The sequence below is a fragment of the Streptomyces sp. ITFR-6 genome (assembly GCF_031844725.1).
Classification (GTDB): Bacteria; Actinomycetota; Actinomycetes; order Streptomycetales; family Streptomycetaceae; genus Streptomyces.
Genome location: NZ_CP134612.1, coordinates 1,401,686 through 1,427,947, shown reverse-complemented (window position 1 = coordinate 1,427,947; position 26,262 = coordinate 1,401,686). Strand labels below are relative to the sequence as shown.

The window sequence follows — 26,262 nt, the reverse complement described above, 5'->3', positions numbered from 1 at the left end:
CGGTCGGAGCGGACGGAGCCCCGCGAGGCCCCGGCCGCTCCGGCGGTGTCCTACGCGTCCACCTCGTACCGGCCGTGCTCCAGGAAGTACCGCAGCTCCTCCGGAGTGCCGTCGATGACGGCCCTGGCCGCGGCCCGGAGCGCGCTGCTGCTCTTCGGGTCGGAGATGATGCGGGCTATGGCGACCCGGTCGTCCTCCGCCTGGGCGAGGCGGTAGCCGGTTTCGAGCCAGGTGCGGAGTTCTTCCGGGGTGGCGTCGCTGTCGAGGAGTTCGTTGACTTCCTTGATGACGCGCTTTCCGCTGTCGGGGTTGGCGAGGAGGCTGACGATCCTGACCCGGTCGTCCTCCGCCTGGGCCAGGCGGTAACCGGTCTTCAGGAAGGCGCGCATGTCCTCCACCGTTCCGTCGAGGGCCTTGCTCCCCTCCCGGTTGACCCCCCTGCCGCTGTCCTCGTCCGCCATGATGCGGAGGATCGCGATACGGAGTTCTTCCTCGGACATGTCGTCCACGGGCGTGCCGGGGGCGTCCGTGGCTGCCGCCGCCGTCACGGCGGCGGGCGCTGAGGAGCTGCCGGCGGCGAAGGCCGGAGTGGTCAGCAGAAGGGCCGGCGTCAGGGCGGTGGCCGCTACGGCCAGAGCGGCACGGGTCGGTCTCATCGGGTGGACCTGCCTTCGGAACGCAGTGATGATCGGAGCACCGGCGAGCGCGTGCGCACCGCCGGTTTATGCATCATCGCCCGTGACGGTGGCTGGAAGCACTGCCGGAATCCGGCAGTATTCACACTCTCCACACTTCTATGCGCAGGCATCGCATCGGCGCGCACCCGCCCCTTGTGAATCAGGGAGCCCATCCGTTCCGTTGGCGTGACGCAGCGCGTGAAATATGTGATGGCCCGTCAAGTCCGAGGCGATGATGACCTCTTGGCGCCCTCTGAGCAATGTGACATATTACTGACGTGTTCACGAGACAGCCTTTGGATGTCATCGTTGTCGGTGCCGGAGTGGTCGGCGCCGCCTGCGCCTATTACGCGGCCCGGTCCGGACTCGCGGTCGCGGTGGTGGACAGCGGACCGGTCGCCGGTGGCACCACCGGGGCGGGGGAGGGGAATCTCCTGGTCTCCGACAAGCCACCCGGTCCTGAGCTGACCCTTGCGCTGCACTCCGCCTCCCTCTGGCGCGAACTCGCCCAAGTGCTGCCGCCTGCGATCGAGTTCGAGCAGAAGGGCGGCCTGGTGGTCGCGGCGGACGAAGCGTCGCTGGCCACCCTGACCGCGACAGCGGCCGGACAGACGGAGGCGGGGGTACGGGCCCAGGCCGTCGCTCCGCACGAGCTGCCCGCACTGGAGCCGCACCTCGCACCCGGCCTCGCGGGCGGGGTCCTCTACCCGCAGGACGCCCAGGTCCAACCAGCGCTTGCGGCGGCGCACCTGCTGCGCGCGGCGCGCGAGGCCGGGGCCCGTGTCCGGCTGGGGGAGGCGGTCACGGCCGTGCTGACCGGGCCAGGCGGCGCCGTGCGCGGCGTACGGACCGGCCGGGGCGAGCTGGTGGCCCCGGCGGTGGTCAACGCCACGGGCGTCCGGGGCGGTGAACTGGCCGCGCTGGCGGGGGTGGAACTGCCCGTGCTGCCCAGACGCGGCTTCGTCCTGGTGACCGAGCCGCTGCCCCGGCTGATCAGGCACAAGGTGTACGCGGCGGAGTACGTGGCCGATGTGTCCAGCGGCTCTGCCGCGCTGCAGACCTCACCCGTCGTGGAGGGGACTCCGTCGGGGCCCGTACTGATCGGCGCGAGCCGTGAGCGGGTGGGCTTCGACCGTACGTTGTCCGTGCCGGTGATCAGCAGGCTGGCAGCCGCGGCCGCCGCCCTCTTCCCCGTACTCGGACAGGCCCGCGTGCTCCGCGCCTACCACGGCTTCCGCCCCTATCTGCCGGACCACCTCCCGGCGATCGGCCCCGACCGCCGGGTGCCCGGCCTCTTCCACGCCTGCGGTCACGAGGGCGCCGGGATCGGGCTGGCGCCCGCCACGGCCGCACTGGTCGTCGCGGCGATCCGGGGCGAGGAGCCCGCCATCGACCCCGAACCGTTCCGGCCCGACCGGTTCGACACCGCCCACGAGGGCCGCCCCACTGCCCGGTCACCGAGACAGGAGCCCTGGTGATACGTATCCGCAAGCGCACCGCCCCCCGCACCCCGGCCGACGCGGTCGGTGCCGAGCCGGGGCCGGGGTTCGAGATCACTTTCGACGGCCGCCCGGTCCACGCCCTGCCCGGCCGGAGCATCGCCGCCGTCCTCTGGGCGGACTCCGTCCTCACCTGGCGCACCACCAGGGTGAACGGACGGCCGCGGGGGGCCTTCTGCGGCATCGGCTCCTGCTTCGACTGCCTGGTCACCGTGAACGGGGTCCCCGGCAGGCGGGCCTGTCTGCGGCCCGCCCGCCCCGGTGATGTGGTCACCACCCAGGAGGGGGACGGACATGCCGGACTCCACCGCTGAACCTCGGCTCCCCGCACCGCCGTTCACCGAACTCGCCGTGGTGGGCGCCGGTCCGGCCGGGCTGGCGGCCGCGGTCACCGCCGCCGACAACGGACTCGACGTGGTCCTCCTCGACGCGGCCGACGCGCCCGGCGGCCAGTACTACCGCTCCCCGGCCCCCGGCCTGCGCGCCACCCGGCCCGAGGCGCTGCACCACGGCTGGGCGCGGTTCGCCGGACTGACCGCCCGTCTCGGACGGCACCGGGAGGCGGGCCGGATCCGCCACCTCGCCGGGCACCAGGTGTGGGCCGTCGAGCGGGCCGGGGCCGACTGGACCCTGCACGCTGTCACCGGCCCCGACGGCGAGGGATCGGCCACGCTCCGGGCCCGCCGGCTGCTCATCGCGACCGGCTCCCACGAGCGCCAACTCCCCTTCCCCGGCTGGACCCTGGCCGGAGTCGTCGGCGCGGCCGGGGCACAGGCCATGCTCAAATCGGGTCTGGTGCTGCCGGGACAGCGCGTCGTCGTCGCGGGCAGCGGACCGCTTCTCCAGGCCGTCGCGGTGTCCCTGGCGCGGGCCGGTGCCCGGGTGCCCGCACTGGTGGAGGCCGCCGGATACGGGGCGTACGGACGCGCTCCCCGCGTGCTGGCCGCGGACCCCGGCCGGCTCCGGGAGGGGATACGGCACTCTGCTGCGCTGGCGGGCCACCGGGTACGGGTACTGACCCACCACGCGGTCACCGCCGTGCACGGAACGGAGCGGGTGGAGGGCGTCACCGTCAGCCGCCTGGACCGCGACTGGCGCCCGCTGCCCGGGACCGGGCGCCGGATCGACTGCGACACCCTGGCCGTGGGCCACGGACTGGTCCCCCAGCTCGACCTGGCCGTCGGCCTGGGCTGCGAGACCCGGTGCGGCGCCGACGGATCGGCCGCCCTGGTGCTGGACGAGGACCTCTGCACCACCGTGCCCGGCGTCTGGGCCGCGGGCGAGCCGGGCGGCATCGGCGGCGTGCACCTCGCCCTGGTCGAGGGGGAGTTGGCCGCTCTCGCGGTGACGGGGGATGCCCGGGGAGGCGGGCGGGGCCGGGACGCGCGCCGGATGAGGGCGCTGCGCCGGACCCGGCGGCGGATGCGCGCGTTCGCCGAGCTGATGGGCGCCGTGCACCGGACCGGACCCGGCTGGACCGAGTGGCTCGCCGCCGACACGGAGGTCTGCCGCTGCGAGGAGGTCACCGCGGGCGCGATCCGCACGGCGGTCGACGACCTCGGCGCCGGGGACAGCCGTACGGTCAAACTGCTCACCCGGGCCGGGATGGGCTGGTGCCAGGGCCGGACATGCGGATTCGCGGTCCGGGAGCTGGCGGGCTGCGCGGCCGAGACCGGAGCCCCGGACCGCCGGCCGCTGGCCTGCCCGGTCCCGCTCGCCACGCTCGCCCGCGCGGCCCGCCCCGAGGACGAATGACCTTCCGGGCCACGCACATCTCCCGGGCACCACCAGGAGCGCCGCCTTCTCCGTCCCCCTTCTCTCCGTCCCCCTTCGCCGGTCCATGTCATGCCACACCTCTGAGGGAGCCCAGATGTCGACGAACTCCACTGCCCGCAACAGTCCTTGGCGAGGCGTCATGGTCGCCACGCCGCTCACCCTGCGCGAAGACCGGTCCATCGACTTCGACGCGTACGCGGCCCACGTCCGCGACCTCGTGGCCGCCGGCTGCGACGGCGTCGTGCCGAACGGCTCACTGGGGGAGTACCAGACCCTCACGGAGCAGGAGCGCGACCAAGTGGTGCGGGTGGCGGTCGAGGCCGCAGGGGACGGGGCCAGGGTCATGCCCGGGGTCTCCGCCTACGACAGCACCCAGTCGCGCCGCCTCGCCCACCGGGCGGCGGAGGCGGGCGCAGGGTCGGCACTGCTGCTGCCGCCCAACGGCTACCCGTGCGAGGACGCCGCGGTTCGCGCCCACTACGCCGAGGTCGCCGCAGCGGGCCTGCCGGTCGTCGCGTACAACAACCCTTACGACACCAAGGTCGACCTGACCCCCGGGCTGCTCGCGCAGCTCCACACGGACGGGTCCATCGTGGCCGTCAAGGAGTTCAGCGGGGACGTCCGCAGGGCCTACGAGATCGCGGAGGAGGCCCCCGGGCTCGACCTGCTGGTGGGGGCCGACGACGTACTGCTGGAACTCGCCCTGGCCGGTGCGGTCGGCTGGATCGCGGGCTGCCCCAACATGCTGCCCGCCGGGTGTGTCGCCCTGTACCGGGCCGCCGTGTCCGGGGACCTGGAGACGGCACTGCCGCTCTACCGGCGGCTCCATCCGCTGCTGCGGTGGGACTCCAAGCCGGAGTTCGTCCAGGCGATCAAGGCGTCGATGGACATCGTCGGGCGGCACGGAGGTCCCACCCGGCCGCCCCGGCTGCCCCTCGACACGGAGGCCGCCGCCGCCGTGCGCGCCGCCACGGAGAAGGCGCTGGCCGAGGGCCTGGACTGACCGGCGCCGGAACCGGCGGAACGCACTCGACACGCCGCCCGGCGCACGGCACCCGCCGAGGCGGCCCGGCAGCACGACCGAGGGAGAGACTTGCGCACGCGTCATGTATTCCACGCCGTCGACTCGCACACCGAGGGCATGCCCACCCGCGTGATCACCGGCGGGATCGGCACCGTCCCCGGCGCCACCATGGCCGAGCGACGCGACTACTTCATGGCACACCGCGACGCGGTGCGCACCCTGCTGATGTACGAGCCGCGCGGCCATGCCGCCATGAGCGGTGCCGTCCTCCAGCCGCCGACCCGCCCCGACGCCGACTTCGGTGTCCTGTTCATGGAGGTCTCGGGCTGTCTGCCGATGTGCGGACACGGCACGATCGGGGTGGCCACCGTGCTGGTGGAGACCGGCATGGTGGAGGTCACCGAACCGGTCACCACCGTACGTCTGGACACCCCGGCCGGACTGGTCTCCGTCGACGTCCACGTCGAGGACGGCGCCGCCACCTCCGTCACCCTGACCAACGTCCCCGCCTTCTCCGCCGGACTGGGACTCACGGCGAAGGTCCCCGGCCTCGGCACCGTCACCTACGACCTCGCCTACGGCGGCAACTTCTACGCGATGGTGCAACTGGCGGACCTCGGGCTCCCGTTCGACCGCTCGCGCAAGGACGAGCTGCTGGGGGCGGGGCTCGCCCTGATGGAAGCGGTCAACGAGACGGACCGCCCGGTCCATCCGCTCGACCCCGGCATCAACGGGCTCAAGCACGTCCAGCTGATCGCACCCGGCTCCGACGCCGCCCACTCCCGGCACGCGATGGCCATCCACCCCGGCTGGTTCGACCGCTCACCGTGCGGCACCGGGACCTCCGCACGGATGGCCCAGCTCCACGCGCGGGGCGAACTCCCGCTCAACACGGACTTCGTGAACGAATCCTTCATCGGCACCACGTTCACCGGCCGGCTGGTCGCGGAAACCACCGTCGGCACGCTGCCCGCAGTCGTCCCCACGGTCACGGGCCGCGCCTGGATCACCGGAACCGCGCAGTACTTTCTCGACCCGTCCGACCCGTTCCCCGAAGGGTTCCTGCTGTGAACCGCTGAAACGCCGACCGCCCCGCTCAGCCCCGACTCGGGTGCGGAGCGGGGCGGTTGTCGTTCAGACGATGCCGAACTCTCCGGTCTTCACGCCCGCCACGAAGGACGCGAACGCGTCGGCGGGGACGGTGAGTACGGGGCCGCTTGGCCGCTTGGAGTCGCGGAGGGGGACTGTGCCGGTAGCGGATGCGCTCGACGGCGCCCACTCGACGCAGGAACCGCCGTTGCCGCTGTAAGAGGACTTGACCCACTGGAAGGACGGGTTATCGGTCACGGGGTGCCCTTTCGTACCTGAGTGATCATTGCTACAGACTCCGCTTGGGAGGGCGCTTCTGTCTGTAGCTGATGGGTAGGCCCTCAGCAAGGGCAGCACGGAGGCGCTCTCCCGTTCCAGGTATCCGTGCATCTCGGACTCGACGTACGCGACGACGGAACGGTCCTTGAGCGTCAACAGGTTGACCAAGCGGGTGAAGGGACGGCGTTCTCCCATGGCGAAGGGAGCGATCTGAAGGGACGTGTTCGCTTGCTCGGCAAACTCGATCAGGTGCGCCAACTGCCGACGCATGACCTCATGGCCCCCGATCGGTCGGCGGATGCAGCTCTCATCGAGCACCACGAACAACAGAGGCGGCGGCGTCCGTGTCAGGGCGGCTTGGCGTTCTATCAGGAACTCGACCCGCTCTTGAGCCTGTTCGGCCGTGGCGGACCCTCGCCTGACGTTGCTTGCCTCAAGGGCCGTCGCGTATTCCCGTGTCTGGAGCAGACCCGGGATCAGGCCGGACTCGAATAGCCGGATCTCCGCGGCCCGCCCTTCATGTCCGACGTATTGCGGGAACCCTTCCAACAGGCTCCCGTGCTGCATCTCGCGCCACTGGCGTTCGAACGTGTCTCCTGTGCCCGCAATGCCCAAAGCGACGTCAGCAGCTTTCGCGAAGCGCAAAGATGGCATCTTGCGACCAGTTTCAACGCCTGAAATGTGCCCGCTGGAAATGCCCGTACGGGTGGACAGATCGTCCTGCTTCCAGCCGCGAGCCTCGCGCAAGCTGCGTAATCGTGCCCCGAACGCTGCCTGCGGGCTGCTCCCCGGGTTCAACTCCTTGCGATTCAACCTTCACCCCCAACTTGGCTGGCTGATGTGCCACGTTGATCAGGTTTCGACCGTAGTCCACGCTGAGCCGTCTTGGTAGTGGAATGGCTACGGAGAGGCACGATCGTGTGCGTAGAAGACGGTTCCCTGGACGGACGCCCTCATGACCTTCCTGCACCCGGCACGCTCATGGTGGACACCGCCCGGCAGGGCCGCGTGGGTGAGTTCCGAGGGGTCGCAGGCCCGTACTGGTCGCTGCGGCCGGTCTGTGGCGGGACCGAGTGGGAGGCGGAGCCCGAGCATGTGCGCCCCGCAGACGCCATAGAGCGGCTGCGGGCCGAGAACGCGCGGTGCAACGCGCGGAGTCGGGGCGAGGTGCTGTGATCCCCATGGTGACGCAATGCAGCGAACCCGTCCGCCCGCCCTGGTTCCGGACGGCACAGGCCCACCCGCGGGCCGGGGGCGTAGGGCTCCCCGACTGGCTCGTCTGTGAGCTCGGCAAGGGTCATGGTGGTGAGCACGGGGACTGCCTGGACAGCATGGGGCGCGGCACCTTTGACGTATGGCTGCGCTGGAGCGGCGATGATTTCACCTATGTCTGCGCCGAACCGTGCGAACAGGTGGACCTCACCATCGAGCCCCGGCTGAAACAGGCGTGCTGGCTTTTCACCGGTCACGAGCCGGGCCACTCCTGGGAATTCGAGGACCTCCCGCACGCGCGGTAGGAGGTCACCGGTTCAGCAGGTCCCAGAAGTAGGACAGCTGCTCGACCATGTCGATCTCGGGGTCGTACTGCCACTGCATCTGCAGCCCGTCGATCAGCGCGAAGACCAGGACGGCGAGGCGGTCGGCGTCGATGTCCTCCGGCAGTTGCCCGGTGGCCTGCTGGGTGCGGATTGCGTCGGCGCCACCGGCCCGAGCGGCGCGGTAGCGGTCGCGAAAGTACGCGTGCCCGGGGTGGCCGGGTTCGACGGCCTCGGCGGAGAGGCGCGAGAAGAGCTGGACCAGGCCGGGGACCTCGGCGTTGTGGCGCTGGAGTGCGGCGAGCGCCCGTCCGAGGTCGGGCGGGAAGGCGGCCGTGCCCTCGCCCTCTTCCCGGCCGCCGACCGTGAGCAGGTCGACGGCGTCGCGGCGGCGCAGGATCTCGATGAAGAGCTGTTCCTTGCTGCCGAAGTAGTGCAGCAGGCCGGTCTGACTGAGGCCGACGGCCTGGGCCAGTTCGCGCACGGTGGCGCGGCTGTAGCCGACCCTGGCGACGATCTCCAGCGCGGTGTCGAGAATCTCCTCGCGCTTGGCGATGCCCTTCGCGTAGGAGCCACGTGTTCGAGCCATGAGGGCGAGCCTATGCCACCCACCTCCCGCCACCGACTGCCACCGATTTGCCACTGATCGTCACTGGAATGGCCTGGTCGCGGCCCTTGTAACGCCAAAACAGAGTGACGTACTGTTTTCGTGTTCGGCAGGGTGGCCCAGCTGTCCGCCCATGAATTCCGTACCCCGAGGAGACCCCGTGACTGCTCCCGACCCCACCGACCCCGCGACGCCGGAGCTCTCACTCGCGGAGCGCGCCGCGCTCGGCAGCGGAGCCGACTTCTGGACCACCAAGGCCGTCGGCGCCGTCCCGGCCCTGACCCTGACCGACGGCCCGCACGGTGTCCGGCTCCAGGCGGAGGACGCCGACCACCTGGGCATCTCGGCCAGCAAACCCGCCACGTGCTTCCCGCCCGCCGTCGGCCTCGGCCAGAGCTGGGACACCGAACTGGTCGCGGAGGTCGGCCGGGCGCTGGGTGTGGAGAGCCGGGCACTGGGTGTGGACGTACTGCTCGGTCCGGGCGTGAACATCAAGCGGGACCCGCGCTGCGGCCGCAATTTCGAGTACTTCTCCGAGGATCCGCAGCTCACCGGCGCCCTCGCCACCGCCTGGGTACGTGGTGTGCAGAGCACCGGCGTCGGCGCCTCCCTCAAGCACTTCGCGGCCAACAACACCGAGCACGACCGGATGCGCTCCAGCTCCGACGTCGCCGCCCGCCCGCTGCGCGAGATCTACCTGCGTGCCTTCCAGCAGGTCGTCCAGCAGGCGCAGCCGTGGACGGTGATGTGCTCCTACAACCGGATCAACGGCACCTACGCCTCCGAGAACCGCTGGCTCCTCACCGACGTGCTGCGCGGCGAGTGGGGCTTCGACGGGGTGGTGGTCAGCGACTGGGGCGCCGTCCAGGACCGCGTCGCCTCCGTCGCCGCCGGGCTCGACCTGGAGATGCCCGGCACGGGCGGCACCACCGACGCGCAGGTCGTCGCCGCAGTCGAGGCCGGTGAGCTGGACGGCGCCTCGGTCGATCGGGCCGCTGCCCGGACGGCCGCGCTGGCTGCCCGGGGTCTGGCGGGACGCACTCTGCCGGTCCCCCCGTTCGACCCGGCCGCGCACCACGCCCTGGCCCGCCGCGCTGCCGCGAACTCCGTCGTGCTGCTCAAGAACGACCTCGTCGAGGGTGCGCCCGTGCTGCCGCTCACCGCCGGGCGCCCGCTCGCCGTCCTCGGCGCGTTCGCCGCCGCCCCGCGCTACCAGGGCGGCGGCAGCTCGCACGTGAACCCGACGCAGGTCGACGTCCCGCTGGACGAGATCCGCGCCCTCGCCGGGAACGCGGAGGTCACCCACGCTCCTGGCTTCCCCACCGACGGCACGGGCGACGCCGCCGCGCTGCGCGCCGAGGCCGTCGCGCTGGCCGCCGCCGCGGAGACCGCCGTGGTCTTCCTCGGCCTGGCCGCCCACCAGGAGTCCGAGGGCTTCGACCGTGAGGACATCGAGCTTCCCCGCGAGCAGCTGGAGCTGCTGGCCGAGGTGGTCCGCGTGCAGCCGCGCACCGCGGTCGTCCTCAGTCACGGCGGCGTCCTGCGGCTGGCCCCCGTGACCGCCGCACCCGCCCTGCTGGACGGCGCACTGCTCGGCCAGGCCGCCGGTGGCGCTCTCGCCGACGTGCTGTTCGGCCGGGTCAACCCGTCCGGCCGCCTCACCGAGACCGTCCCCGTCCGGCTCCAGGACACCCCCGCCTACCTGGACTTCCCCGGCGAGCACGGTCACGTCGCGTACGGCGAGGGCCTGTTTGTCGGCTACCGCTGGTACGACGCCCGGGACATCGAGGTCACCTTCCCGTTCGGCCACGGACTCTCCTACACCGAATTCGCCTACAGCGAGCTGGAGCTGAGCGCCGACGAGAGGGGCGTCAGCGCCTCCGTCACGGTCACCAACACCGGCACCCGGTCCGGCCGCGAGGTCGTCCAGTTCTACGTCTCCAAGCCCGGCTCCGCCGTCGTCCGCCCGCTGCGCGAGCTCAAGGGCATCGCCACCGTCACCCTGGATGCCGGGGCGAGCGAGCGCGTCACCGCTCTGCTCCCGCGCACCGGCCTGGCGTACTGGGACACCCGGGCCGGGCGCTGGATCGTCGAGGGCGGCGCGTACGAGGTGCTGGCCGCCGCGTCCAGCCGCGACCCGCGCGCGACCGCGAGCGTCGAACTCGTCGGGGACGAGCTGGACCTGCCGCTGACACTGGACTCCACGCTCGGGGAGGTGATGTCCCTGCCCGGCGCCGCCGAGACACTCGCCGCCCTGCTGCCCTTCCCCCAGGACACCGGCGACGGCGACGCCCTCGGCATCGACATGGCCCGGATGATGGCCTCTGTCCCCGTCCGCCGCCTGGTCAGCTTCGCAGGCGGCGCGGTCACCACGGCCGGCCTGGAAGAGCTGCTGGCCCGACTCCAGTCCTGACCCCGCCCCGTCGGCTGACGTTCCCGCATCACATGGAAACTTTGGTTTACGTATGCGAGTTCGGTAACTATAGTTGTCGCATGACAGTCCCTGAGATCACTACGGAAGAGCAGATCGAGCTCGACAAGGCCCTGTACGACGCCTTGAATCCCCTCGCCTCGGCTATCCGCTCCCGGGAGACCGGGCAGCCCGTGGATCGCATGTGGGATGCGAATCCTGTCGAAGTGGCGCTGTCCGTCCTGGCCGCTTGGAAGGTGATGGACGCCGAAGTCAGGCGGCTGGCCGGGCAGGCGGCGGCGACCGCCGGCTCCTACGGCGCGAGTTACGAGCAGTTGGGCGCTGTTTGGGGCATCACCCGGCAGGGCGCTCGCAAGAAGTGGCCCGACGCGGTCACTCGCCCCGCGTCCGCGGCGGACACTCGCACGCTTGCGCTCTTCGGCGGGAGTGCCGAGCTGGTACGGGCTTCCTCCGGCGACTGGAGTTGGGAGGGCACGGGTGCTGACGGAACACCGAGTACGGCCCCTGACGGGGTGCGATACGTGACCCCGGAAGAGGCGGCGGCCCATGCGGGCGCGTTTCTCAAGGAACACGCCCTCGACATCGACGGCCGGTCCTGAGGGTTGCCCGTAAGGCCTGATCCGCGTTGATCCCGCAGGCGGCCCTATGACAACGTCACATTGTATTCTGGGTCTCCGCACGGTGCTGGAGGACAGACATGGCCCGCCTCACGTCGCTCAACGCGATCTCGGCGCAGGAACATCTGCGCGACCAGGTGGCGCACGCGCTGCGGGCGGCCCTGATCGCGGGTGAGTTGAGGCCGGGCACGATCTACTCGGCTCCGGCGCTCGCCTCCGAGTTCGGCGTCTCCGCGACCCCCGTCCGCGAGGCGATGCTCGATCTGGCCCGGGAGGGACTGGTCGAGGCCGTCCGCAACAAGGGCTTCCGGATCACCGAACTGACCGACCAGGACCTCGACGACTTCACCGAACTCCGGGCCATGATCGAGGTCCCCACCGTCGGCAGGATCGCGCGGATGGGCCTGACGGTGGAGCTGGAGGCGCTGCGCCCCGTCGCGAAGGAGATCGTCGAGGCCGCCCGACGGCACGACATCCTGGGCTACCTGGAGGCGGACCGCCGCTTCCACCTCGCCCTGCTCGGGCTGGCCGGGAACCGCCGGCTGGTGGAGGAGGTCGGTGAACTGCGCAAGCGATCCCGCCTGTACGGGCTCAACAGGCTGGCCGAGTCAGGTCAGTTGACCGCCTCTGCGGAGGAGCACGTACAGCTGCTGGATCTGGTCATCGCCGGGGACGCCCCTGGCGCCGAGGCCTGCATGCTCGCCCATATGTCGCACGTCCGGTCCCTGTGGGCCGACGGCATGAAGGCCTGACACCGCCGAACCCCCACCGCTCCCTGACGAACGCCTGACCCGGACGCGACACCGCGTCGGGTCCGTCGCCATGCCCGGACCCGTCGGCGGTGATCCACTGCAAGTCTCTCTGAAAAAGCGGAAGTTGGCGTACGCACGAATTCGCGCCAACCGCTTCCTAAGGACATGTGACATGTGCCATTGTACAGGCGGTCGCGATTGAGGTCGTGTTCATGCCAGGCGTTCATCCACGATGTACATCCCCGTCCGGCCTTCCCCTCCCGACCCCGAGCGCGCACCATCCCCCACGGCCGCGCAACGTCGCGCGGCCACCACCCCGCTGGGAGGCGGCACGTGAAGAACCGAACGGTTCGTCAGAGATTCACCGGACTGTCCACCGTGGCACTGGCGGCCTGCCTGGGCGTCGGCATGCTCGCGGCACCGAGCCGGGCCGCAGAGGTCCGCCCCTCCGCCGCGGCGACCGCGAGCGCGAAGGCCGCCGCACAGAAGGCCGCGGACCCGGCCGCGCCGGAGCCGGGCGGTCCCGCCGCACAGGCCCTCACCGCGCCCGTCCAGGACGCCGGCCACATAGCCGACAAGGCGCTCAAGCCCTCGGACAGACCGCCCACGACCGCTTCCAAGGACGCGCTCCGGCGCGACTACGACGCCCCGGACACCTTCGCGCCGAGCCACCCCGCCCCCTCGATGAAGGCGAAGGCCCGCGCCGCCGCCAAGTCGGCAGGCACCGGCGCGGCTGCCGCCTGCTCCGTCGCGGACTTCACCAGCCGCACCGGCAGCGCCCTGGTGCAGCAGATCAAGTCATCGACGACCGACTGCGTCAACACCCTGTTCAACGTCAAGGGCAACGACGGCTACCTCGCCTTCCGCGAGGCCCAGATGGTCAGCGTCGCAGACGCGATGCGCGACGGATCGGCCGCCTACCCCGGCGACAGCAGCACCGGCATGCCGCAGCTGGTGCTCTTCCTGCGGGCCGGCTACTACGTCCAGTACTACGACCCCGACACCGTCGGCAGCTACGGCGCCCCCCTGCGCGCCGCCATCCAGGGCGCATTGGACGGCTTCTTCGCCTCCGCGCACGCCGGCGACGTCACGGACGCCAACGGCGAGACTCTGGCAGAGGCCGTCACCCTCATCGACAGCGCGGAGCAGAACGCCCGCTACCTGTACTTCGTCAAGCGGCTGCTCGCCGACTACGACTCCTCGTACGACAGCTCCTGGTACATGCTCAACGCGGTCAACAACGTCTACACCGTGACCTTCCGCGGCCACCAGGTGCCCGGGTTCGTCAGCGCCGTGGAGGCCGACCCGAGCCTGCTCGACTCGCTCGCCGGCTTCGCCCGTGACCATCTGAACCTGCTCGGCACGGACAAGTCGTACCTGACCTCCAACGCCGGCCGCGAGCTGGCGCGCTTCCTCCAGGAAGAGTCGCTGCGGCCCAAGGCCCGCCCGCTCGTCACCGACCTGCTCGGCCGCACCTCGATGACCGGCAGCACCGCGCCGCTCTGGGTCGGGCTGGCGGAGATGACCGACTACTACGACGCGGCCAACTGCTCCGCCTACGGCACCTGCGACCTCTCGGCACGCCTCAAGAGCGCCGTCCTCCCGGTCAACTACACGTGCAGCGACAGCATTCGCATCCTGGCCCAGCAGATGTCCTCGGACGATCTCGCGACCGCCTGCACCAGCCTGCGCAATCAGGACGCCTACTTCCACGAAGTGGTGCGCGACAAGGGGCCCGTCGCCAACGACCGGAACAGCACCATCGAGGTGGTCGTCTTCGATTCGAGCGCCGACTACCAGACGTACGCCGGGGCCATCTACGGCATCGACACCGACAACGGCGGCATGTACCTCGAAGGTGACCCGGCCGCGGCCGGCAACCAGCCGAGGTTCATCGCCTACGAGGCCGAGTGGGTCCGGCCCGAGTTCCAGATATGGAACCTCAACCACGAGTACACGCACTACCTCGACGGCCGGTTCGACATGGCCGGTGACTTCGAGGCGGGTATCACGACGCCGACCATCTGGTGGGTCGAGGGCTTCGCGGAGTACATCTCCTACAGCTACCGCGACGTCACCTACGACGACGCCATCACCCAGGCCGCGGCGCACACCTACACCCTGCGCACCCTGTTCGACTCGACATACGAGAACGCCGACCAGACCCGTGTCTACAACTGGGGCTACCTGGCCGTCCGTTACATGCTCCAGTCGCACCGCGCCGATGTGGACAAGCTGCTGGGCCTCTACCGCGCGGGCGACTGGAACGGCGCCCGCACCCTGCTCACCTCCACCATCGGCAGCAGCTACGACGCCGACTGGAAGAGCTGGCTGACGTCCTGCGCGGCCGGCAGCTGCGGCACCACCACCAACCCGCCCACAGAGCCGGGCACCGAGTGCACCGCCGCCGACAGCCGTGAACTCGGCCAGAACTGCGTCCGCGGCGGGCAGCAGGCCACTAAGGGCAACTACTCCTACCTCTACCTCTACGTGGGCGCCAGTACCGCCCGGCTGACGATCACCACGAGCGGTGGCACCGGGGACGCCGACCTCTACTACAACGCCGGCGGCTGGGCCACCACGGGCGCCTACACCAGCCGGGCGACCGGCAGCGGGAACGCCCACACCCTGACCGTCGACCATCCGGCCGAGGGCGCCCACTACACCAGCCTGTACGCCGTGCGGGACTTCGGCGGAGTGAAGGTCTCCGCACAGTACTGACCGGTCCGCACGCGGTACCGCGCGGTCTCCGCGCGGTACCGGCCGGACGAAGTGATCCGCGCCGCAGGTGGGGGACTGCGGCGCGGATCCGGCCGGGAGATGGTTCAGCAGCCGAAGTCGACCAGGTCGAACGTCTCGTAGTGGTCGGAGGTGTAGTAGTCCTCCTGGGTCTCCTCACCGGTGACGATCCGGCGTGCTCCACGGGTGGGGGAGCCAGGGGTGATCACGGTGTACTCGTGGTAGTAACCGGTGCTCTGTCCGGGCAGTACGCCTTCGCGGTTCTGGAAGACGACACCGTCCTGGTCGTAGGGGAACGGGCCGCCCGCGTCGATGAGATCGAGGGTGTCGTGCGCCTGGGAGGGAAGGGCGGAGTAGCAGATGCTGCCGACCGAGGCGGGGGCCGCGGTGGCGGTCGCGGCGACAGGGCCGCCGACGAAGAGGACGGACAGGAGGGCGGCGACGCCGCCGAGCGTGGTGATCCGTGGGGGGATTCGCATACCCCCCATGATGACGCGCGTAGATGCTGTCCCGTCAACGCCAACTGCTGTGAATTTTTCGCAAGTTAACCTGAACGGCGGAAGATCCACCCCGTGACACCGGTTCCGCCCGGACTCCGTGGTTCCGCACTCATTGACGTCCGGGAAAGCGTGACGGCCCGTGGGCGGGGCATGCATTGCGTGAAGCGCATTCGACGAGAAGGGGGCGATTCACTGTGCGGGCGGGGGAGACGATGGAGCGTCAGGAACTGGGCCGGCTGCATCGCAGACTGTGCGGCGCCGATCTGGCAGCGGTATCCGAAGTGCGGTGTGCCGTACGGGAATTGCTGAGATACCGCTGGAAGGAGGAGCCCGCCCAGGTGGCCGAGCTGCTGCTCAGTGAACTGGTGACCAACGCACTGGTCCACACGGACGAGGGCGCGGTCGTCGCCGTCAGCGTCGCGCCGAGGAAGCTTCGGGTGGAGGTGAGGGACTTTGTGCCCGGGATGCCCGTGTCGCACGTACCGAACGCCGACGACGGTACGCACGGCAGGGGGCTGATCCTGGTGGAGAGCCTCGCGGACGCCTGGGGGATCAGTCCAAAGGCACTCGGCAAGGTCGTCTGGTTCGAGCTGGACTGCGAACGGCCCTGACCATCGTTCGGATCGTCAGGGCCGTTTCGTCAGGGCCGTTCATCGCCCGCTGTGCTGAGCCGCCGGCCGGAGCGGCGCCGGCCTCGCGGCCGTGACTGTGCCGGCCTGCCGGGTGACCCCCGGGGATCAGCCGAACTGCTGCTCCAGGTCCTTCAGTTTCTGCTCCAGCGTATCGAGCCGGGGCAGGGCCTGGGTGTCGTCGTCCTCCGCTGTGAGGTCGACCGCTCTCGGATCAGTCGTGCTCGGGTCCGGGGCGTTCTTGGAGCTGGAGCCGGTGCCGGCTTGCAGGGATGGCCGGGGCCGCAGGGGCAGCTGACCCGGCTCGGATATGGCGGGCTCCGCGACGGACTGTGCGGAGCCCGTCGCGGCGGTGAGGGCCTGGACGTCCACCTGGGCGCTGCCCCGGCCCACCCGGCCCCAGGCCCGGTTCTGCCGGTTCAGGGCCTTGATCTGGGCCCGGTCCAGCTTCTCCTGATCCTTTCTGCGGAGACGGTTCTGCTCTTGCTCCCTGCGGTCCTCGCGTACCTCGTCGACCGCCTCGTCGAGGGTGCGTACGCCTTCGAGGAGCATCAGCGACCAGGCGCCGAAGGTCTCCCGGGGTGCGCGCAGCCACCGCACGATCCGGATCTGCGGCAGCGGGCGGGGCACCAGGCCCTGCTCGCGCAGCGCGGCGACCCGGGTCTGCTTCAGGGCCCGGTCGAAGAGCACGGCCGCCGAGAGCGACATCCCGGCGAAGAAGTGCGGGGCGCCCGCGTGGTCCAGGCCGCGCGGTGCGTGCACCCAGTTGAACCAGGCGGCAGCGCCCGCGAAGGTCCACACCAGCAGCCGGGAGCCGAGCGCCGCGTCGCCGTGGCTGGCCTCCCGTACGGCGAGCACGGAACAGAACATCGCGGCCCCGTCGAGGCCGAAAGGCACCAGGTACTCCCAGCCCCCGGAGAGGCCGAGGTTCTGCCGGCCGAAGCCGACGAGCCCGTGGAAGGAGAGCGCGGCGGCGACCGCCGCGCAGCAGAACAGCAGAACGTACGAAGCCGTGGCGTAGAGCGCTTCCTTGCGTCTGCGGCGGTCCTCGCTGCGTTCCCAGGTGTCGTCGGCCGCGGAGGTGTCAGCGGCGCGCTTGCCGCGTGCGACCACCGCCACCGCCACCGCCGCCATGACCCCCGCGAGCAGCACGGCGCCCGGAAGCAGCCAGTTGAGCGATATGTCGGTCAGTCTCATGCGCGGTCCCTTGCGTCACGTAGGGCGTTTCGGGCGCCATCGTGGCGGAGATTCCCTCAAGTTCTGGCGGTTTCGGGGCAAGTGAACGCCAATGGGGTGGCTGAGCCGGTGGATTTTCGCGATCTGGTCGAACGCCCCTCAGTGGAAGGGCAGTTGCGTTCGATTTACGTCACTCTTGGGGGTGGTGTGGATCAGGGAGCGGGCGTCAGCTTCCGGACCCGGTCGGCATCGCAGGTGCGCGGGCAGGTGACGCAGGTGTCCTCGGGCCGCAGCGTGTAGAAGAGGCAGCAGCTCGCCCGGTCCCTGGTGGGCAGTGACTCGCCGTCCGGGCCGGTCAGTTCGCGGAAGCCCGCCGTGCCGACGTACGGCTTCGTGGTGCCCGGCAGGAGGGCCTCCAGCTCGGCCATCGCACGCCGCTCCTCGCCCAGGAGGTGGGCGATGTACCAGAGGCCCTCGACGACCTCGTCGGTCGCCATGCCCCACAGGGCCCGCTTCCCGCGCCGCATCCTCGGCCCGAACCCGTCGAGCACCGGCCCGAGGTGCTCGGCCACGGAGGCGAGGACCTCGGCGCGCAGCGCGGCCTCGTCCGCCACCACCCGGGCGCCCGGCAGCGCCGCCGCCGGGTCGTCGGGCAGGCAGGCGAACTCCCGTACCCGGAGGGTCAGATGGCCCGACGCCCGCTGGAAGGCGACGTCCTCGACCGGGATCCGCGGCACCCGCCGGTGCAGGAACCACGGCACCGTCACCAGCAGACAGGCCGGCCAGGCGTAGCGGTGCAGTCCGAAGCTGGCGACCACGTCGGGCCGGGCCTGCTGTCCGTAGTCCCGCAGGACCTGAGCGTTGTCCCAGGCGAGGAAGGTGTCCAGCGCGCCGCCACCGGCCGCCAGCTCGTGCGCGCCCACCCAGCCGACGCCGTCCGGGGCGGACTCGCCGTCTGCGAGCACCTCGGCGCGGAGCCCCGGGAAGACCTCGGCCAGACGCGCGTACGCCCCGGACACGGCGGAGGACGCCGTCGCGGGGAGCGGGGCGGGAAGCAGGGCGGGGAGGGGCATACGCGGACCACCGTATCGCGATCGTTTAAAGGTAAGCCTTACCTTACCCGAACCTCTCGATGTTTGAACTGCGGCCTCCTCCGCCTATCGTGCACAAAGGACACGGCGCGGGCGAGCCGTGCCCGCAGGTCCGAGGAGGCAGCCGTGGAGCAGGGCAGAGGGTGTGAGGAGGTGCGGCCGCCGTACGCGTCCGTGACCGCCCACTCGTCCGTCCGCGTCCCCGAACAGGTCCGCGGTGAGCACACCCACGGCGAGCCGCCCCCGCCCCGGCCAGAGGTGCGGCGGCACTCCGTGCGCGGCCAGATCCTGGACGCCCTGCGCGCCGCCCTCGTCGACGGCGAGCTGATCCCCGGGCAGGTCTACTCCGCCCCGGCCCTCGGCGGCCGCTTCGGGGTCTCCGCGACCCCGGTGCGCGAGGCGATGCAGCAGCTGGCCGGCGAAGGGGCCGTAGAAGTGGTGCCGAACCGCGGCTTCCGGGTCTCCGAGCGCGGCCCGCGCGAGCTGGCCGAGCTCGCGGAGGTACGGGCGCTGATCGAGGTGCCCGTCATGCTGCGGCTCGCCCGCAGCGTGCCGCCGGCGGGCTGGTGCGCCCTGCGCCCGCTGGCCGACGCCACCGTGGCGGCGGCGGCCGTCGGCGACCGCGCCAGTTACGCGGAGGCCGACCGGGCCTTCCACGGAGCGGTGCTCGCCCTCTCCGGCAACACCCAGCTCGTCGCGGTGGCCGACGAGCTGCACCGCCGTTCCCAGTGGCCCCTGGAGACCAACCCGCCCGCCAGCCGCGCCGACCTGCTGGCGGACGCCTCCGAGCACACCGCGCTCCTGGACGCGCTGATCGCCCAGGACGTGGTGGTCGTGCAGTCGCTGGTGCGCGAACACTTCGCCGGCTCCGGGGGCTGATTCCGGCAGCTGCGGCCGGGCCCCCGGACACGGCCTCAGTTCGCCTCCGCGGTCTCCGGTCCCGGCGGGTCGATGTGCGGGGCCAGCCAGGTCGGTACGCCGCCGAGCAGCCGGAAGAGCCTGCCCGCCTCCGCGCGCAGCCGGGTCGCCGCCTCCGGCTCCGGTTCGGCGTCCGCCATGGCGATGAGCGCCGGGGCCGTACCGACGAGATAGCCCAGCTCCTCCCTTATCCGCAGGGACTCCGCGAAGCCGTGCCTGGCCTCCGCCAGCTCCCCCTCGCGCAGCGCGATCAGGGCGAGGTGGCGCCAGGTCGAGGAGAGGAGCAGTTCGTCGCCCTGCGCGGTGGCCCCGGCATGGGCCCTGCGGTACGCGGCGCGCGCGGCCTGCGGCGAGTCGGCGATGTTCTGCGCGATCAGGCCCCGCCGGAAGTCCAGCAGCGGGCGGCCCGCGGCGGCCGGGGACAGCAGCGCCGCGGCCCGGCTCAGCGCCACCCGGGCCTCGTCGGCCCGGTCCCGCACGCCGAGCAGCGTGGAGGCGTACGCGAGGTGCCCGCGCTCGCAGGCGGCGGCCCCGCGTTCGGCGTCGTCGTGGGCCAGGGCCTCGGCGGTGCGCAGCGCGTCCTCGGCCTCGGTCCAGCCCTGTCCCGCGTACAGGCACCGCTCGGTCAGCAGGGCCGTCCGCTGGAGCGCCGCGGCCGGATCGGTGGCGGCGTCGTGTTCGAGCAGCGCCGCGGCGTCCGTCCAGCAGGCGCGGGAGCGCAACCGCCATACGGCTGTCTGGAGCGGCGGATCGTCATCTGCTGTCGTTCCGGAATCAGACATGGCGGTATACGCCACATTGCCCTCCCCGAGCGCACCATTGAGCTGTGGAGAACGTCCCGCCATCGGGGGCGGCGTCGCCCACCCCTGCCATGGCCGAATGCTCTGAGTCTGGCCGCATCACAGCACGGAAAGGCACGCCGGGCCAAGAGGTCGAGGCAATGTCAGGTGAAACTTTTCACAATCGACGGAAGCGGCGGGAAGCCGCCGGGGAGCGCGGGAGCCCCGGGGAATCAGCTCATACGCAGGGCGAGGAAGAAATCGAGCTTGTCCTCAAGGCGCGAGAGATCACGCCCCGTCAACTGCTCGATTCGCCCGATCCGGTAGCGCAGCGTGTTGACGTGCAGATGCAGCCGGGCCGCGCAGCGGGTCCACGAACCGTCGCAGTCCAGGAAGGACTCCAGGGTGGGGATCAGCTCCGCGCGGTGCCGCCGGTCGTAGTCCCGCAACGGGTCGAGCAGCCGTGCGGTGAACGCGCGGCGCACGTCGTCCGGGACGAACGGCAGCAGCAGCACGTGCGAAGCCAGCTCGTGGTGGCCGGCCGCGCAGACCCGTCCCGGACGGGCCGCCGCCACCCGGCGGGCGTGCCTGGCCTCCTCCAGCGCGCCGCGCAGTCCCTCGGGCGAGTGCACGGAGGCGCTGACGCCCAGGGTCAGCCGGCCGTCGTCGGCCAGCCCCGCGGCGAGCGGTGCGCGGACGGCGGCGAGCAGGACGTCGGCGTGCAGCGCGGGGTCCTCCCCGGAGCGCTCGGGCTCGGGGGAGTCCGGGGAGGCGTCGTCCGCGTCGGGCGTGTCGCCCGCGTCCGGCAGTGCGACGGCGGGCAGCGGCACCAGCGCGACGGCCTCGTCGCCGGAGTGCGCGACCGCGATCCGGTCCGCGGAGTCCGGCCCGGTCACGGCCGGGTCGACGAGGATCTCCTCCAGCAGCGCCTGGGCGACCGGGCCGCCCGCCACACCGGACCCGGCGGAGCCGGGCGCGCCCTGCTCGTCCCAGTCGACCCGGGCCACCACCACCTGCCAGTGCGGCGCGGACCCGAGGCCGGGCAGCAGGACCGGAGCGGCCACCCGGAGCCTGGCCGCGATCTCGGCGGGCGGGGCACCGGCCTGCACCAGTTCGAGGACCTCCTGGGCGAGCCGGCGGCGCACCGTACGGGCCGCGTCCCGCCGGTCCCGCTCGACGGCGATCAGCTGGGTGACGCCCTGGAGCAGGTCGAGCCGGGCGGCCGGCCAGTCGCTCGCGTCGGCCTCGACGGCGAGCAGCCAGTCGGAGAGCACCGTTTCGCGCACATCGCGGGAGGCCGGCCCGGCACCCCGGCTGCTGTTCCGGATCGGGAAGAGCGAATACGCCACCCCGCCGATCGCGGCCCGGTAGGGGGCACGGCGGCCGGTGCGGACCGCGGCCAGGTGGAGGCCGGCCAGCTCCGCCCCGGCCGGGGCGGGGAGCGGCGCACCGGCCCCCGCGATCTGCCGGCCGGTGGGCGAGAGCACCCAGGCCTGGAGGTCGAGGTCGGAGCCGAGCAGGTCGAGCACCACCTCGGGGCCGCCGCCCGCCGGTCCCGAGGTCATCAGCCGGCGGTGCCGGTCGACGACCGCCGCCAGGTCCCCGGCGCGCTCGCCCGACACCTGGCGGACCACGTACTCGGTGATCGTTGCGAACGCGACGGTCTCGTTGACGGCGAAGAGCGGCAGCCGGTGCCGCCGGCACGCCTCGACCAGATCGTCCGGGATGTCGCCGAGCTCCGCCTCGCCCGCCGCGAGCCCGGCGACCCCGGCGTTCGCCAGGATCCGCACGAAGGGCTCCGAGTCCGCCGCGTCCCGGTGCCAGGCCAGACCCGTGAGGACCAGCTCGCCACCCGTCAGATAGCGGCTGGGGTCCCGCAGGTCGGTGGTCATCACGCCGCGGACCGAACGGTCCAGCTCGTCGTCGCCGCCGAGCAGCCGCAGGCCCAGCGCGTCGGTGTCCAGCAGTGCGCGCAGCCGCATCTCGTCGCCGCCGATCTCATTCGTTGGTGCGGGTGAAAACTGGGTGTTGCGGTGAGGTCACAGAGACCCGCCATTCGTTCGAATCTACAAGACGAGGACGAGGACCAGCCAACTCCTTCATGGTTTCGGTGACTGCACCAGGTGGAGCAGGGCTTGTGTACTGGGCCACACACCGCGTTAACAAGACATGAACAAGTACGAGGGCCGGCCGTCCCCAGCCCCCAGCGAACGACCGATTGAGAAGAAGAGAGCCACTCATGGACTTCCTTCGCCCCGCCAGCTGGGAGGAGGCGCTCGCCGCCAAGGCCGAGCACCCCACGGCTGTGCCCATCGCGGGCGGCACCGATGTGATGGTCGAGATCAACTTCGACCACCGGCGGCCCGAGTACCTCCTGGACCTGAACCGCATCGGTGAGCTGTCCGAGTGGGAGGTGGGCCAGGAGAGCGTACGGCTCGGTGCCTCGGTCCCGTACAGCGCCATCATGGAGCACCTGCGGGCCGAGCTGCCGGGACTGGCGCTCGCCTCGCACACCGTCGCCTCGCCGCAGATCCGCAACCGGGGCGGCGTCGGCGGCAACCTGGGCACCGCCTCGCCCGCCGGGGACGCGCACCCGGCGCTGCTCGCCGCGGGCGCGGAGGTGGAGGCCGAGTCCGTACGCGGCACCCGGCTGATCCCCATCGACGCCTTCTACACCGGCGTCAAGCGCAACGCACTCGAACCGGACGAGCTGATCCGGGCCGTGCACATCAAGAAGGCCGACGGGCCCCAGCAGTACTCCAAGGTCGGCACCCGCAACGCGATGGTCATCGCCGTCTGCGCCTTCGGCCTGGCCCTGCACCCCGAGACCCGCACGGTCCGCACCGGCATCGGCTCCGCCGCCCCGACACCCGTACGGGCCAAGGAGGCCGAGGAATTCCTGAACGCCGCTCTCGACGAGGGCGGGTTCTGGGAGAGCCGCACGATCATCACTCCGTCCGTCGCCAAGCAGTTCGCCACGCTCGCCGCGGCCGCCTGCAACCCGATCGACGACGTGCGCGGCACCGCGAGCTATCGCAGGCACGCGGTCGGGATCATGGCCCGCCGGACCCTCGGCTGGACCTGGGAGTCGTACCGCGGCAACGGCCGCAGCACCGAAGGAGCCGCCTGATCATGCGCGTCAATCTCACGGTCAACGGCCGCCGTCACGAGGCCGACGACGTCTGGGAGGGCGAGTCCCTCCTCTACGTGCTGCGCGAGCGGATGGGGCTGCCCGGCTCCAAGAACGCCTGCGAGCAGGGCGAGTGCGGCTCCTGCACCGTCCGCCTCGACGGCGTCCCGGTCTGCTCCTGTCTGGTCGCCGCCGGCCAGGTCGAAGGCCGCGAGGTCATCACCGTAGAAGGGCTCGCGGACTTCGCCGCCCACCGCACCGAGGCCCACCCCGGCACCGGCTGCGCCTCCGGCGCCTGCGGCACCACGGTCGACCAGGCACAGCGCTGGAAGGCCAAGCCGACCGGTGAGGAGACCCGGGACACCGGAGAACTCTCCCCGATCCAGCAGGCGTTCATCGACGCCGGAGCCGTCCAGTGCGGCTTCTGCACCCCCGGTCTGCTGGTCGCCGCCGACGAACTGCTGGAGCGCACCCCTGAGCCCTCCGACGCGGACATCCGCGAGGCGCTCTCCGGCAACCTCTGCCGCTGCACCGGCTACGAGAAGATCCTCGACGCGGTCCGCCTGGCGGCCGCCCGCGCGGAAGAGACGGTCTAGACGATGGGCGTTACCGGTTCCCCCACCAACATCAACCAGGGCACCCGCACCAAGGGCGGCATCGGCGAGTCCACGCTGCGCCCCGACGGAATCCTGAAGGTCACCGGAGAGTTCGCGTACTCCTCCGACATGTGGCACGAGGACATGCTCTGGGGCCACACGCTGCGCTCCACCGTCGCGCACGCCGAGATCGTCTCGATCGACATCTCCGAGGCGCTCGCCACCTCCGGCGTCTACTCCGTGCTCACCTACGACGACCTGCCGACCGAGGTGAAGAACTACGGCCTGGAGATCCAGGACACCCCCGTCCTCGCCCACGGCCGGGTCCGCCACCACGGCGAGCCCGTCGCGCTCGTCGCCGCCGACCACCCGGAGACGGCCCGCCGCGCCGCCGCCAAGATCAAGATCGACTACCGCGAGCTGCCCGTCGTCACCGACGAGGCCTCCGCGACCGCCGAGGGCGCCCCGCTCCTCCACGAGGACCGCGACGACCACCACATCGGGCACGTACCGCACCCCAACATCGTCCACCGCCAGCCGATCGTCCGGGGCGACGCGGAGGCGGCGAAGGCCCGCGCCGACGTGGTGGTCAGCGGCGAGTACGTCTTCGGCATGCAGGACCAGGCCTTCCTCGGCCCAGAGTCCGGCCTCGCGGTGCCGTCCGAGGACGGCGGCGTCGACCTCTACGTCGCCACCCAGTGGCTGCACTCCGACCTCCGCCAGATCGCCCCCGTCCTCGGACTCCCCGAGGACAAGGTCCGCATGACGCTCTCCGGCGTCGGCGGCGCCTTCGGCGGCCGCGAGGACCTCTCGATGCAGATCCACGCCTGCCTGCTCGCGCTGCGCACCGGCAAGCCCGTCAAGATCGTCTACAACCGCTTCGAGTCCTTCTTCGGACACGTCCACCGCCACCCCGCCAAGCTCTGGTACGAGCACGGCGCGACCCGTGACGGCAAGCTCACCCACATGAAGTGCCGCATCGTGCTGGACGGCGGCGCCTACGCCTCCGCCTCCCCGGCCGTCGTCGGCAACGCCTCCTCGCTGGCCGTCGGCCCCTACGTCATCGAGGACGTCGACATCGAGGCGGTCGCGCTCTACACCAACAACCCGCCCTGCGGCGCGATGCGCGGCTTCGGAGCCGTCCAGGCCTGCTTCGCCTACGAGGCGCAGATGGACAAGGTCGCCGCCGAACTCGGCATGGACCCCGTCGAGTTCAGGCAGCTCAACGCCATGGAGCAGGGCACCCTGCTGCCGACCGGCCAGGTCGTCGACTCGCCCGCCCCGGTCGCCGAACTGCTGCGCCGGGTCAAGGCCAGGCCGCTGCCGCCCGAGCGCCAGTGGGAGAGCGCCGGGGAACAGGCCGACGTCCGGGCACTGCCCGGCGGGCTCTCCAACACCACCCATGGCGAAGGCGTCGTACGCGGCGTCGGCTACGCGGTCGGACTCAAGAACGTCGGCTTCTCCGAGGGTTTCGACGACTACTCCACCGCCCGGGTGCGCATGGAGGTCATCGGCGGCGAACCCGTCGCGACCGTGCACACCGCCATGGCGGAGGTCGGCCAGGGCGGCGTCACCGTGCACGCCCAGATCGCCCGTACCGAACTCGGCGTCTCGCAGGTCACCATCCACCCGGCCGACACCCGGGTCGGCTCGGCCGGCTCCACCTCCGCCTCCCGCCAGACGTACGTCACCGGCGGCGCCGTGAAGAACTCCTGCGAGGCCGTCCGGGAACAGGTCCTGGAGATCGGCCGCCGCAAGTTCGGCACCTACCACCCCGCCTGGGCCACCGCCGAACTCCTCCTGGAGGGCGGCAAGGTCGTCACCGACGGCGGCGAGGTGCTGGCCGATCTGGCCGACGTACTGGAGGACGAGACGGTCGACGTCGAGCTGGAGTGGCGCCACCGCCCCACCGAGGCCTTCGACCTCCGCACCGGACAGGGCAACGGCCACGTCCAGTACTCCTTCGCCGCGCACCGCGCGGTCGTCGAGGTCGACACCGAGCTCGGCCTCGTCAAGGTCATCGAACTGGCCTGCGCCCAGGACGTCGGCAAGGCGCTCAACCCGCTCTCCGTCCTCGGGCAGATCCAGGGCGGCACCCTCCAGGGCATGGGCATCGCCGTCATGGAGGAGATCATCGTCGACCCGAAGACCGCGAAGGTGCGCAACCCCTCCTTCACGGACTACCTCCTGCCCACCATCCTCGACACCCCGACCATCCCGGTCGATGTGCTCGAACTCGCCGACGACCACGCCCCGTACGGACTCCGTGGCATCGGTGAGGCCCCCACCCTGTCGTCCACCCCGGCCGTCCTCGCGGCGATCCGGAACGCGACGGGACTGGAGCTCAACCGGACGCCGGTACGCCCCGAGCACCTCACCGGCAGCTGACCCGGGCTCCTCTCCGGACCCTCCGGGCGG

The 26,262-nt window shown here is 71.5% G+C and carries 23 protein-coding genes and 2 pseudogenes; 16 read left to right on the top strand and 9 right to left on the bottom strand.

Annotated features, from left to right (window positions below; genetic code table 11):
• Positions 1-50: 50 nt before the first annotated feature.
• Entirely contained in the window at positions 51-656 is a 606-nt protein-coding gene (locus RLT59_RS06150) for an ALF repeat-containing protein (protein ID WP_311302448.1), read from the bottom strand.
• Between the two features lie 299 nt (positions 657-955).
• On the opposite strand from RLT59_RS06150, the gene RLT59_RS06145 reads away from it, so the two are divergent.
• From RLT59_RS06145 to RLT59_RS06125, 5 genes are all read left to right on the top strand, one after another.
• Positions 956-2,155, top strand: coding sequence for an NAD(P)/FAD-dependent oxidoreductase (locus RLT59_RS06145; protein WP_311302447.1), 1,200 nt, complete (start codon positions 956-958; stop codon positions 2,153-2,155).
• Positions 2,152-2,490: a (2Fe-2S)-binding protein gene (locus tag RLT59_RS06140; protein ID WP_311302446.1), complete on the top strand. Its 339-nt coding sequence runs from the start codon at positions 2,152-2,154 to the stop codon at positions 2,488-2,490. Before RLT59_RS06145 ends, RLT59_RS06140 begins: the two co-directional genes overlap by 4 nt.
• A complete protein-coding gene (locus tag RLT59_RS06135; protein WP_311302445.1) occupies positions 2,471-3,931 on the top strand; it encodes an FAD/NAD(P)-dependent oxidoreductase in 1,461 nt (486 codons plus the stop codon). The genes RLT59_RS06140 and RLT59_RS06135 overlap by 20 nt, the downstream gene beginning before the upstream one ends.
• A gap of 115 nt (positions 3,932-4,046) precedes the next feature.
• Positions 4,047-4,955: a dihydrodipicolinate synthase family protein gene (locus RLT59_RS06130; RefSeq protein WP_311302444.1), complete on the top strand. Its 909-nt coding sequence runs from the start codon at positions 4,047-4,049 to the stop codon at positions 4,953-4,955.
• 90 nt (positions 4,956-5,045) lie between these two features.
• Positions 5,046-6,047: a proline racemase family protein gene (locus RLT59_RS06125; RefSeq protein ID WP_311302443.1), complete on the top strand. Its 1,002-nt coding sequence runs from the start codon at positions 5,046-5,048 to the stop codon at positions 6,045-6,047.
• A 63-nt stretch (positions 6,048-6,110) separates the two neighbouring features.
• Here the strand turns inward: RLT59_RS06125 and RLT59_RS06120 are convergent.
• Positions 6,111-6,290: pseudogene (locus RLT59_RS06120) on the bottom strand (DUF397 domain-containing protein); the annotation flags it as partial.
• Positions 6,291-6,319: 29 nt separating this feature from the next.
• A pseudogene (locus RLT59_RS06115) lies at positions 6,320-7,157 on the bottom strand (helix-turn-helix domain-containing protein).
• A 168-nt stretch (positions 7,158-7,325) separates the two neighbouring features.
• On the opposite strand from RLT59_RS06115, the gene RLT59_RS06110 reads away from it, so the two are divergent.
• Together RLT59_RS06110 and RLT59_RS06105 are read left to right on the top strand one after the other, a co-directional pair.
• Positions 7,326-7,520 carry a hypothetical protein gene (locus RLT59_RS06110; protein ID WP_241199923.1) on the top strand — a complete coding sequence of 65 codons (195 nt, stop codon included), beginning with the start codon at positions 7,326-7,328 and terminating at the stop codon, positions 7,518-7,520.
• Between the two features lie 5 nt (positions 7,521-7,525).
• A complete protein-coding gene (locus RLT59_RS06105) occupies positions 7,526-7,861 on the top strand; it encodes a hypothetical protein (RefSeq protein ID WP_311302440.1) in 336 nt (111 codons plus the stop codon).
• Positions 7,862-7,865: 4 nt separating this feature from the next.
• On the opposite strand, the gene RLT59_RS06100 is transcribed toward RLT59_RS06105, so the two are convergent.
• Positions 7,866-8,468 (bottom strand): TetR/AcrR family transcriptional regulator, encoded by a 603-nt coding sequence (locus RLT59_RS06100; protein WP_311302439.1) that lies wholly within the window; start codon positions 8,466-8,468, stop codon positions 7,866-7,868.
• A 178-nt stretch (positions 8,469-8,646) separates the two neighbouring features.
• Here RLT59_RS06100 and RLT59_RS06095 point away from each other — a divergent pair, with 178 nt between their 5' ends.
• The 4 genes from RLT59_RS06095 to RLT59_RS06080 all read left to right on the top strand — a co-directional run bounded on the left by RLT59_RS06095 (position 8,647) and on the right by RLT59_RS06080 (position 15,007).
• The gene (locus RLT59_RS06095; RefSeq protein ID WP_311302438.1) at positions 8,647-10,899 is read left to right on the top strand and encodes a glycoside hydrolase family 3 N-terminal domain-containing protein; all 2,253 of its coding nucleotides are present in this window, start codon (positions 8,647-8,649) and stop codon (positions 10,897-10,899) included.
• Between the two features lie 80 nt (positions 10,900-10,979).
• Complete coding sequence (locus tag RLT59_RS06090) at positions 10,980-11,516, top strand: hypothetical protein (protein WP_311302437.1); 537 nt, start codon at positions 10,980-10,982, stop codon at positions 11,514-11,516.
• A gap of 98 nt (positions 11,517-11,614) precedes the next feature.
• Positions 11,615-12,286, top strand: coding sequence for a GntR family transcriptional regulator (locus tag RLT59_RS06085; protein ID WP_311302436.1), 672 nt, complete (start codon positions 11,615-11,617; stop codon positions 12,284-12,286).
• A gap of 333 nt (positions 12,287-12,619) precedes the next feature.
• Positions 12,620-15,007: a M9 family metallopeptidase gene (locus RLT59_RS06080; RefSeq protein WP_311302435.1), complete on the top strand. Its 2,388-nt coding sequence runs from the start codon at positions 12,620-12,622 to the stop codon at positions 15,005-15,007.
• A 104-nt stretch (positions 15,008-15,111) separates the two neighbouring features.
• Here RLT59_RS06080 and RLT59_RS06075 read toward each other — a convergent pair whose 3' ends face one another.
• Positions 15,112-15,504: a guanyl-specific ribonuclease gene (locus tag RLT59_RS06075; protein ID WP_311302434.1), complete on the bottom strand. Its 393-nt coding sequence runs from the start codon at positions 15,502-15,504 to the stop codon at positions 15,112-15,114.
• A 233-nt stretch (positions 15,505-15,737) separates the two neighbouring features.
• On the opposite strand from RLT59_RS06075, the gene RLT59_RS06070 reads away from it, so the two are divergent.
• On the top strand, positions 15,738-16,136 hold the full coding sequence (locus RLT59_RS06070) for an ATP-binding protein (protein ID WP_311302433.1): 399 nt from the start codon (positions 15,738-15,740) through the stop codon (positions 16,134-16,136).
• Positions 16,137-16,262: 126 nt separating this feature from the next.
• On the opposite strand, the gene RLT59_RS06065 is transcribed toward RLT59_RS06070, so the two are convergent.
• The gene (locus RLT59_RS06065) at positions 16,263-17,351 is read right to left on the bottom strand and encodes a DUF2637 domain-containing protein (RefSeq protein WP_311302432.1); all 1,089 of its coding nucleotides are present in this window, start codon (positions 17,349-17,351) and stop codon (positions 16,263-16,265) included.
• Between the two features lie 191 nt (positions 17,352-17,542).
• Positions 17,543-18,403 (bottom strand): (2Fe-2S)-binding protein, encoded by an 861-nt coding sequence (locus tag RLT59_RS06060; protein ID WP_311302431.1) that lies wholly within the window; start codon positions 18,401-18,403, stop codon positions 17,543-17,545.
• 144 nt (positions 18,404-18,547) lie between these two features.
• Between RLT59_RS06060 and RLT59_RS06055 the strand changes: the two genes are divergently transcribed.
• Positions 18,548-19,300, top strand: a complete 753-nt coding sequence (locus RLT59_RS06055; RefSeq protein WP_311302430.1) for a GntR family transcriptional regulator — start codon at positions 18,548-18,550, stop codon at positions 19,298-19,300.
• A gap of 35 nt (positions 19,301-19,335) precedes the next feature.
• Here the strand turns inward: RLT59_RS06055 and RLT59_RS06050 are convergent, their stop codons facing one another.
• Both RLT59_RS06050 and RLT59_RS06045 read right to left on the bottom strand, forming a co-directional pair.
• Entirely contained in the window at positions 19,336-20,121 is a 786-nt protein-coding gene (locus RLT59_RS06050; protein WP_311302429.1) for a hypothetical protein, read from the bottom strand.
• Between the two features lie 230 nt (positions 20,122-20,351).
• Complete coding sequence (locus RLT59_RS06045) at positions 20,352-22,100, bottom strand: PucR family transcriptional regulator (RefSeq protein WP_311302428.1); 1,749 nt, start codon at positions 22,098-22,100, stop codon at positions 20,352-20,354.
• Between the two features lie 257 nt (positions 22,101-22,357).
• On the opposite strand from RLT59_RS06045, the gene RLT59_RS06040 reads away from it, so the two are divergent.
• Genes RLT59_RS06040 through RLT59_RS06030 form a run of 3 tightly spaced genes read left to right on the top strand, consistent with a single transcriptional unit; the run spans position 22,358 to position 26,232 of the window.
• Complete coding sequence (locus RLT59_RS06040) at positions 22,358-23,248, top strand: FAD binding domain-containing protein (RefSeq protein ID WP_311302427.1); 891 nt, start codon at positions 22,358-22,360, stop codon at positions 23,246-23,248.
• A gap of 2 nt (positions 23,249-23,250) precedes the next feature.
• Positions 23,251-23,844 carry a (2Fe-2S)-binding protein gene (locus tag RLT59_RS06035; protein ID WP_311302426.1) on the top strand — a complete coding sequence of 198 codons (594 nt, stop codon included), beginning with the start codon at positions 23,251-23,253 and terminating at the stop codon, positions 23,842-23,844.
• Positions 23,845-23,847: 3 nt separating this feature from the next.
• Positions 23,848-26,232, top strand: coding sequence for a xanthine dehydrogenase family protein molybdopterin-binding subunit (locus RLT59_RS06030; protein ID WP_311302425.1), 2,385 nt, complete (start codon positions 23,848-23,850; stop codon positions 26,230-26,232).
• Positions 26,233-26,262 lie beyond the last annotated feature (30 nt).